9 protein-coding genes are annotated in these 8,669 nt (G+C 72.4%); 7 read left to right on the top strand and 2 right to left on the bottom strand.

Annotation, left to right across the window (positions count from 1 at the left end; all coding sequences use genetic code 11):
• The 6 genes from ACWGKQ_RS36855 to ACWGKQ_RS36830 all read left to right on the top strand — a co-directional run.
• A partial coding sequence (locus tag ACWGKQ_RS36855; RefSeq protein WP_453296397.1) for an ATP-binding cassette domain-containing protein occupies positions 1-716 on the top strand: 716 nt, incomplete at its 5' end.
• The gene (locus tag ACWGKQ_RS36850) at positions 713-1,522 is read left to right on the top strand and encodes an ECF transporter S component (protein ID WP_453296396.1); all 810 of its coding nucleotides are present in this window, start codon (positions 713-715) and stop codon (positions 1,520-1,522) included. The genes ACWGKQ_RS36855 and ACWGKQ_RS36850, both read left to right, overlap by 4 nt.
• A 336-nt stretch (positions 1,523-1,858) precedes the next feature.
• A complete protein-coding gene (locus tag ACWGKQ_RS36845) occupies positions 1,859-2,272 on the top strand; it encodes an aggregation-promoting factor C-terminal-like domain-containing protein (protein ID WP_453296395.1) in 414 nt (137 codons plus the stop codon).
• Positions 2,273-2,482: 210 nt separating this feature from the next.
• Complete coding sequence (locus ACWGKQ_RS36840; RefSeq protein ID WP_453296394.1) at positions 2,483-3,169, top strand: YoaK family protein; 687 nt, start codon at positions 2,483-2,485, stop codon at positions 3,167-3,169.
• Positions 3,170-3,300: 131 nt separating this feature from the next.
• Positions 3,301-3,558 (top strand): hypothetical protein, encoded by a 258-nt coding sequence (locus ACWGKQ_RS36835; protein ID WP_453296401.1) that lies wholly within the window; start codon positions 3,301-3,303, stop codon positions 3,556-3,558.
• On the top strand, positions 3,501-3,686 hold the full coding sequence (locus ACWGKQ_RS36830; RefSeq protein WP_453296393.1) for a hypothetical protein: 186 nt from the start codon (positions 3,501-3,503) through the stop codon (positions 3,684-3,686). The genes ACWGKQ_RS36835 and ACWGKQ_RS36830 overlap by 58 nt, the downstream gene beginning before the upstream one ends.
• 189 nt (positions 3,687-3,875) lie before the next feature.
• On the opposite strand, the gene ACWGKQ_RS36825 is transcribed toward ACWGKQ_RS36830, so the two are convergent.
• Positions 3,876-5,111: a cytochrome P450 gene (locus ACWGKQ_RS36825; protein WP_453296392.1), complete on the bottom strand. Its 1,236-nt coding sequence runs from the start codon at positions 5,109-5,111 to the stop codon at positions 3,876-3,878.
• 272 nt (positions 5,112-5,383) lie between these two features.
• Here ACWGKQ_RS36825 and ACWGKQ_RS36820 point away from each other — a divergent pair, with 272 nt between their 5' ends.
• On the top strand, positions 5,384-6,553 hold the full coding sequence (locus ACWGKQ_RS36820) for a steroid 3-ketoacyl-CoA thiolase (protein ID WP_453296391.1): 1,170 nt from the start codon (positions 5,384-5,386) through the stop codon (positions 6,551-6,553).
• Here ACWGKQ_RS36820 and ACWGKQ_RS36815 read toward each other — a convergent pair.
• Positions 6,537-8,648 carry a bifunctional glycosyltransferase 87/phosphatase PAP2 family protein gene (locus ACWGKQ_RS36815; RefSeq protein ID WP_453296390.1) on the bottom strand — a complete coding sequence of 704 codons (2,112 nt, stop codon included), beginning with the start codon at positions 8,646-8,648 and terminating at the stop codon, positions 6,537-6,539. The genes ACWGKQ_RS36820 and ACWGKQ_RS36815 overlap by 17 nt on opposite strands.
• Positions 8,649-8,669: the final 21 nt, after the last annotated feature.

Raw genomic sequence — 8,669 nt, 5'->3', positions numbered from 1 at the left:
GGGGCCGGGTCGACTCGCAGCGCGGAGTCGATCTCACGGTCTCACCCGGGGAGACCGTCGCGCTCATGGGGCGCAACGGCGCCGGGAAGTCCACGCTGCTGGGCGCCCTGGTCGGGCTCGTCGAGCCGGGCTCCGGCGCGGTGCGGGTCGGCGGCGCGGTCCCGCACCGCACCCGCCCGCGTGACCTCGTACGCCTCGTCGGGCTGGTCCCGCAGGAACCCCGGGACCTGCTGTACGCCGACACGGTCGGTGCCGAGTGCACGGCGGCCGACCGGGACGCGGGGGCGGCGGCGGGGACCTGTCGCCGGCTGGTGTCCGGGCTGCTTCCCGGGGTCGCGGACGACACGCACCCCCGTGATCTCTCCGAGGGGCAGCGGCTCGCCCTCGCGCTCGCCGTCGTGCTCGCCGCCCGGCCGCCGCTGCTCCTGCTCGACGAGCCGACCCGGGGTCTGGACTACGCGGCGAAGGCCCGGCTGGTGGACGTGTTGCGCGGGCTCGCCGCCGACGGGCACGCGATCGTGCTGGCCACGCACGACGTGGAGCTGGCCGCGGAGCTCGCGCACCGGGTGGTGCTGCTCGCAGAGGGGGAGGTCATCGCGGACGGGCCGACCGACGACATCGTCGTCTCCTCGCCGTCCTTCGCCCCGCAGGTGACGAAGATCCTCGCGCCCGAGCGGTGGCTCACCGTGGCCCAGGTCCGCGAGGCGCTGGCATGACCGGCCCGGTGCGGCTCGGCCCCCGCTCCCTCGCCGCCCTGCTCCTGGTCAGTGCCGTCGGGGTGGTCGCCGTCGGCTGGCCCTTCCTCGCCCCGCCGTCCTCCCGGATCGCCTCGCACGCCCAGGACGCGCCGTGGCTCTTCGCGGGCCTGCTGGTGCTGCTGGTCGCCGTGCTGGCGGCGACGATCGCCGAGTCGGGGCTCGGTCCGAAGGCGGTCGCCATGCTGGGCGTGCTGGCCGCGACCGGGGCGGCGCTGCGGCCGGTCGGCGCCGGCACCGCCGGGATCGAGCCGATGTTCTTCCTGATGGTGCTGAGCGGGCGGGTGCTAGGACCGGGCTTCGGGTTCACCCTGGGCTCGCTCACCATGTTCGCGTCCGCGCTGCTCACCGGCGGGGTGGGGCCGTGGCTGCCGTTCCAGATGCTGGCGATGGGCTGGTTCACCATGGGGGCCGGTCTGCTGCCGGGCGCGGGGCGGCTGCGCGGCCGTGGCGAGCTGGCACTGCTGGCGGGCTACGGCTTCGTCGCCGCGTTCGCCTACGGCACGGTCGTCGATCTGGCCGGCTGGCCGCTGCTGGCCGGCAACGCCTCGAACCTCGCCTTCGACCCGCACGCCGGGCCCGCCGCCAACCTGGCCCGTTTCCTCGCCTACAGCCTGGCCACCGCCATGGGCTGGAACCTGGGCCGGGCGCTGTGCACGGTCGTCCTCACCCTGCTCCTCGGTCCGGCGCTGCTGCGGGCGCTGCGCCGGGCCACCCGGCGGGCCGCCTTCGAGACCGCGGTCACATTCGACGGCCCCGGGGCGTGAGGCGTCGTACGCGCGTGGTGACGGGACCGGTGAAGCACCCCACATGACGCACGTCACCTACGATCCGGAACAGTAGTCAGGCTTTTCCGCTATGTCCGTTTCGCGACCCTCGCTGACCTGCGGTTTGAGAGCCACGCCACACAACGGACCATCCCCGCCTATGCGACCACAACTAGTAAATGGGGTGATTGCGGACGGGTTTCCGGCCTGCTTCTCTGGACGACGTCGCCAGGCACCACGAGCCCACAGCGGGCCGCGGCGCCGACGCACACGGACGGCCCTCACGGGTGGTTCCGGAGCACGGCGACTCCCTGTCCCCGACGAACGAGGTTCTCCGTGTCCGTGTCCTTCATCCGCCGCATCGCTTCCCCGAAGAAGGCCCTCACCACCGCCGCCGTGGCCGCTGCCGCCGCCGGTATGGCCCTGAGCGCGGCGCCGGCCCAGGCCGCCACCACGTCCGCCTCCTCCACCCAGGCGATCGCGCACAAGATGATTCCGGACGCCGCGCAGTTCAACGCGTTCAGCAAGATCGTGTCGCACGAGAGCGGCTGGAACATCTCCGCCACCAACTCGTCCTCCGGTGCCTACGGCCTGGTCCAGGCCCTGCCCGGTTCGAAGATGGCGTCCGCCGGCTCCGACTGGAAGACCAACCCGGCCACCCAGATCAAGTGGGGTCTGGACTACATGAACTCGCGCTACGGCAGCCCGACCGCCGCCTGGAGCTTCTGGCAGGCCAACGGCTGGTACTGAGCCGGCCGAACCGCGCGCGCCCGCGGTCGATCGCGGCCGAGCCGCGCAGCCGCCGCTGATCCCCGGCACCGCGCGCCCCTGAACCCCGGCACCCTCGCCCCCTCCTCCCGGGCGAGGGTGCCGACGTATGTCCGGCCGTAATGCCGACGTATGTCCGGCCGTGGTGCACTGGGCCGGAGCCAGCCCACCCGCCGGACCGCCGGAGGAACGATGACGACGGCCACCCCGCCCCGCGACCCCGAGGCCCGCGGAGTGCGGCTGGTGGCCGTGCTGCTGGCGCTGATGCTGGTGAGCGGCCTGATCGACGCCGTCAGCTATCTCGGCCTGGGCCATGTCTTCACCGCCAACATGACCGGCAACGTGGTGATCCTCGGCTTCGCCGCCGCCGGGGCGCCCGGCTTCTCCGTCCCCCACTCGGCGACCTCCCTGGCCGCCTTCATGCTGGGCGCGGCGGCGGGCGGCCGGGTCGCGGCCCGGTTCGCCGCCGGCTCCCGCCGCCGGTGGATGCGGGTGACCCTGGCCGTGGAGGCGGCCCTGCTGGCCGTGTCGGCCGTGGTGGCCTTCACCGAGGCCGGCGCGGCGGCGACCAGGTACGTCCTGATCGCGCTGACCGCCTTCGCCATGGGCCTGCGCAACGCGAACGTCCGCAAGCTGGGCGTGCCCGACCTCACGGCGACCACGGTCCTCACCACCACCCTGACCGGACTCCTCTCCGAGTCCGGCCTCGGCGACGGCACCAGCCACCGCTCCCCGCGCCGCGCGGCCGCGGTCACCGCACTGCTCGCCGGCGCGGTCCTGGGCGCCGTACTGATCCTCCACCACAGCCCGGGGGTGCCGCTGCTCGTCGCGGCGGCGGTGTCCGGCGTGCTCGCGGCGGCCGCGTCCGGCCGGGAATGAGCCGGCCCGCGAGCCGGGCGTTGTGCACAGTGCGCAACTCTCGTGGCGGAACTCGGTGAATCCGGGCAAGAGCGCGAAGGCCGTCCCCTGCCAGGGTGACGCTGAAACATCGAGAGCGCACAGGAGGCAGCATGAACGTGGTTCGGTTCGAACAGGACGGGGACGTCGGATCGATCGTGCTCTGCGACCCGCCGAACCGCGTGTCCCGCCAGTACGCCGACGATCTGCGGGAAGCCGTGCACCAGGCCGGTGAGAGCCGCATCCGGGCCCTGCTGGTACGGGCCGAGGGAGCGGACTTCTCCCTGGGCGGGGCGGCGGCTTCGGACTGGCGTTGCCGGGTGACTTCATCGTCGCCTCCGAGGCGGCCGTCTTCTGGTGCCTGGAGATGAACAGCGGCATGGTTCCGGTCGCGGGTGCGGTCCAGCGGCTCGCCGGCGCGGCGGGCCACCACCACGCCGCCCGGATCACCATGCTGGACAGCCGTTCACCGTCGCGGAGGCGGTGGCCAACACGTTGATGGCGGACCTGACGATGGGCCTGTTCGAGACCGCCGACGCCCAGAACGCGCTTCCGGTGATCGCCGGTGCCCACGGGCGAACGTCCGCTGGAACTGTGGGTGGCCCTGCTCCTCGTCGACGTCATGGGGCACCGGGGGTGCTGAACGGGCCGGCGGCGCCGGGAGCCGTCGGCCCGCGTCCTGAGGGGGTTACGACGTGCTGACCCGGAGGTGCTTCACGCCGTTGATCCATGCCGAGCGGAGCCGGTCCGGGTCGCTGACCAGCCGGAGGCCCGGCATCGCGTCGGCGATCGCGTTGAAGATCAGGTCGATCTCGAGGACGGCAAGGGACTTGCCGAGGCAGTAGTGCGGGCCGCCGCCTCCGAAGCCGAGGTGGGGGTTGGGGTCGCGGGTGATGTCGAAGGTGTCGGGGTCGGTGAAGACCTCGGGGTCGTGGTTGGCGGAGGCGTAGAAGACGCCGACCCGGTCGCCCTTGCGGATCAGCTTGCCGCCCAGTTCGGTGTCCTGGGTGGCGGTGCGCTGGAAGGAGTTGACCGGGGTGGCCCAGCGGACGATCTCCTCGGCCGTCGTCGACGGGCGCTCGCGCTTGTAGAGGTCCCAGGCCTCGGGGTGGGTCAGGAAGGCGTGCATGCCGTGGGTGATGGCGTTGCGGGTGGTCTCGTTGCCGGCCACCGCGAGCATCAGCACGAAGAAGCCGAACTCGTCGGAGTTGAGGTTGCCCTCGTCCTCCGCGGCGACCAGCGTGGAGACGATGTCCTTGGCCGGGCACTGCTTGCGGTCGGCGGCCATGTTCATCGCGTAGGCGATCAGCTCGGTGGCGGACTCGGCGCCCACCGCCTCGGTGATCGCGTACTCCGGGTCGTCGTACGAGATCATCTTGTTGGACCAGTCGAAGATCTTGGCCCGGTCGTCCTGCGGGATGCCGATCAGCTCCGCGATCGCCTGGAGGGGCAGCTCGCAGGCGACCTCGGTGACGAAGTCGAAGGGACCGGAACGGGCACGGGCCGCCTCGACGATCGCCCCGGCGCGGGTGCGCAGCCGCTCCTCCAGCGCACGGATCGACCGGGGCGTGAAACCGCGCTGGATGATCTGGCGGACCCGGGTGTGCTCGGGCGGGTCCATGTTCAGCAGGATCAGCCGCTGGGCGTCGATCGCGTCCCGCTGCATGTGCTCGCCGAAGCGGATGATCGCGGTGTTGAGCCAGGACGAGAAGATCTCGGGGTGCGTGGAGACGTACTTGACGTCCGCGTGCCGGGTGACGGCCCAGTAGCCGTCGTCCTGGAAGCCGGCGAGGCCGTGCGGCTGTTCGATCCAGCGGACCGGTTCCGCCTGCCGCAGTTCGGCGAACTCCGGGAGCGGCACCCGGTGATGGAGCAGGTCGGGGTCGGTGAGGTCGAACCCGTCGGGCAGCGCGGGACAGGGCATGAGCGACTCACTCCCACCGTGTGACTGGCCTGGATGCGTGGAGACAGATGTTCTGACGGACCATCAGAAATGACCGGTTGCCGTGAAGGTAATAACGGGTTCTACAACTCGCAAGGGGCACGGTCACCCCAATTGCATGCACCCCCCTTGCGGTTGTGGACGGGGTGTCAGCAAACTGCACACAGAACTAGTACGCGTTCTAGTTCTGCGTGGCGGGCCGGGCCGGGACGCCCCTGCGCCGCGCGGGTGACCGAGGAGAGGACCGAGCCCCCATGGCCGCGGAACCCGTGATCGTCGAAGCCGTACGCACCCCCATCGGCAAGCGCGGTGGCGCGCTCGCCAACCTCCATCCCGCCTACCTCCTGGGCGAGACCTACCGTGAACTCCTCGGCCGCACCGGCATCCCCGCCGACGCGGTCGAGCAGATCGTCGGCGGCACGGTGACCCACGCCGGCGAGCAGTCCATGAACCCCGCGCGTACGGCCTGGCTGACCATGGGGCTGCCGTACGAGACCGCGGCCACCACCGTCGACTGCCAGTGCGGCTCCTCGCAGCAGGCCTCGCACATGACCGCCAACATGATCGCCGCCGGGGTCATCGACGTCGGGATCAGCTGCGGGGTCGAGGCGATGTCGCGGGTGCCGCTGGGCTCCGGCTCCAAGCACGGGCCGGGCAAGCCGTTCCCCGACGAGTGGAACGTCGACCTGCCCAACCAGTTCGAGGCCGCCGAGCGCATCGCCCGCAACCGAGGCCTGACCAGGGAGAACGTCGACGCGCTCGGGCTGCTCTCGCAGCAGCGGGCGGCGCATGCCTGGGCCGAGGAACGCTTCAAGCGCGAGACCTTCGCCGTGCAGGTGCCGACGACAGAGGAGGAGCAGCACGCCGGGCAGGGCATGTGGCGCCTGGTCGACCGGGACGAGGGGCTGCGGGACACGTCGGCGGAGGCACTGGCGGGCCTGAAGCCGGTGATGCCGACGGCGGTCCACACGGCGGGCAACTCGTCCCAGATCTCGGACGGCGCGGCCGCCATCATGTGGGCGTCGAAGCGGATGGCCCGCGCGCTGAAGCTCCGCCCCCGGGCCCGGATCGTCGCCCAGGCCCTGGTCGGCGCCGACCCGCACTTCCACCTCGACGGCCCGATCGACGCGACCCGGGCCGTGCTCGGCAAGGCCGGCATGTCCCTGAAGGACATCGACCTCGTCGAGATCAACGAGGCGTTCGCGTCGGTGGTGCTCAGCTGGGCCCAGGTCTTCGAACAGAACCTGGACAAGGTCAACGTCAACGGCGGCGCGATCGCCCTCGGCCATCCGGTGGGGTCCACCGGCGCCCGCCTCATCACCACTGCCCTGCACGAACTGGAGCGCACGGACAAGGAGTTCGCCCTCATCACGATGTGCGCGGGCGGCGGCCTGGCGACCGGGACGATCATCCAGCGGCTGTAGAAGCGGCTCCGGGCGGCGGCTCTGAGCGGTCAGCTGGAAATGCCGCGATCCGCCGCCGTTCGTCCGCAGCGCCGTCGTGGCCGGTCGCGCAGTTCCCCGCGCCCCTTCGGGGCGCTGTCCGCGCCCGCGGCCCCTGCAGCAGGTAGCCGACGCCGAAGCCCGCGCCGACCACCGCCGCCCCGCCCGCCGCGTCGAGCACCCAGTGGTTGCCGGTGCCGATGATCGCCGAGAGGGTGAAGAGGGGGTGGATCAGGCCGAACACCTTCAGCCACCACCTCGGGGCGACGACGGCTATGACGATCCCGCACCACAGCGCCCAGCCGAAGTGCAGCGAGGGCATCGCCGCGTACTGGTTGGTCAGCTGGGTGAGCGTGCCGTAGTCCGGCTTGGCGAAGTCCTGCGGGCCGTGCACGGTGTCGACGATGCCGAGGCCAGGCATCAGGCGGGGCGGGGCCAGCGGGTAGAGCCAGAAGCCGATCAGGGCGAACGCGGTGGCGAAGCCGAGGGCGGTGCGGGCCCAGCGGTAGTCGACCGGGCGGCGGACGTAGAGGACCGCGAGGACGGTCAGCGGGACGACGAAGTGGAAGGACTCGTAGTAGAAGTCGAGGAAGCTCCGCAGCCAGCCGATGCCGTACACGGTGTGGTTGGCCCAGTGCTCGATGTCGATGTGCAGGAACCGCTCGATGTCGTGGATCCGGTGCCCGTGGCGCTCGGCGAGGGCCCGCCCGGAGGTGCCGTCGCCGTCCCCGGCGGCGGCGAGCCGGATCTGCTGGTAGACGAAGTAGACCAGCCGCATCGCGACCAGTTCGAGGAAGAGGTTGGGGCGGGTCAGCACCCGGCGCAGCGAGGGGGCCAGCGGGACCTGCCGGAAGCGGGCCGGGACCGGCTGCGCGTAGTCCGTCGGGACCGGGCGGGCGAACTCCGGGGCGGTGCGGGACAGGAAGGGCACGACCATGGCCGCGGCCAGGGCGGCGAGCAGGACCGTGTTGTCGCGCACGGGCACGAAGAGCGACTGGTTCGGCAGCATCGCCTTGGCGGGCAGCGTCATCACGAGGACGACCACGACCGGCCACACCGTCCGGTCGGCGGCGCGCCGCCCGGCCCGGCCGACCACCGCGAGCAGCACCCACAGCAGCTGGTGCTGCCAGGCGGCCGGTGACACCGCCACCACCGCACAGCCGGTGATCGCGACCGCGAGCAGCAGCTGCCCATCCCGGGCGTAGCGCACCGCGCGGCGCAGCGCGAGGGTGGCCACGGCCGCGGCGAGCGCCAGGAACAGGGCGATCTCCAGCGGCCCGGTCAGCCCGAACCGCAGCAGGGCGCCGTGCAGCGACTGGTTGGCGAGCGCGTCGGCCGCGCCGCCGAGGCCCACGCCGGCCGTGTGGTGGATCCAGTAGGTGTTCGAGTCGTGCGGCATCGCCGCCCAGGCCAGCACCGTGCACACGGCGAAGGTCGCGCCCGTGGTGACGGCGGCCCGGCGGCGGCCGGTGAACCAGAGCAGCGGCGCGAACAGCAGCAGGGCCGGCTGGAGGGCGGCGGCCAGGCCGATGCACAGCCCGCTGTCGCGCTGCCCGCGGGCGGCGAAGCAGCCGAGCAGCACCAGCAGGACCGGGATGATGCTGGTCTGGCCGAGCCAGAGGGCGTTGCGGACCGGCAGCGAGAGCATCAGCAGGCTGATGGCGACCGGTGCGGCGAGGAGCGAGGTGCGGCGGCTCACCGGCTGGGGCAGCGCGCGGGCGGCGACCAGGCCGAGGGCGACCACCAGCAGCAGCGTGCCGAAGGTCCAGCCCCAGCCGAGGGCCTGCTCGGCGGCTCTGGTGAGCGGCTTGAGCACCAGCCCGCCGAAGGGGGTGCCGGTGAACTGCGTCGAGTCGTACAGGGACCCCTTGACGTGCAGGACGCCTTCCGGGCCGACCCAGGTCTCCAGGTCCGTCAGCCGCTGCCCGCTCGGCGTGCCGAGGACGACGGCCAGCTGCCGTACGACCAGGATCGCGGCCACCGCCCACAGGCCGAGCCGGACCATTCTGAACCGCGCCCCGGCCTCCGCCCCGCCGAAAGCCTCTCCCGGTCGCCCGCTGTGCTCCACGTTCGCCACGCCTCGCCGGCCTCCCGCCGC

Source organism: Streptomyces sp. NPDC054770 (genome assembly GCF_053611985.1).
This window is presented reverse-complemented; position numbering and strand designations above follow the sequence as displayed.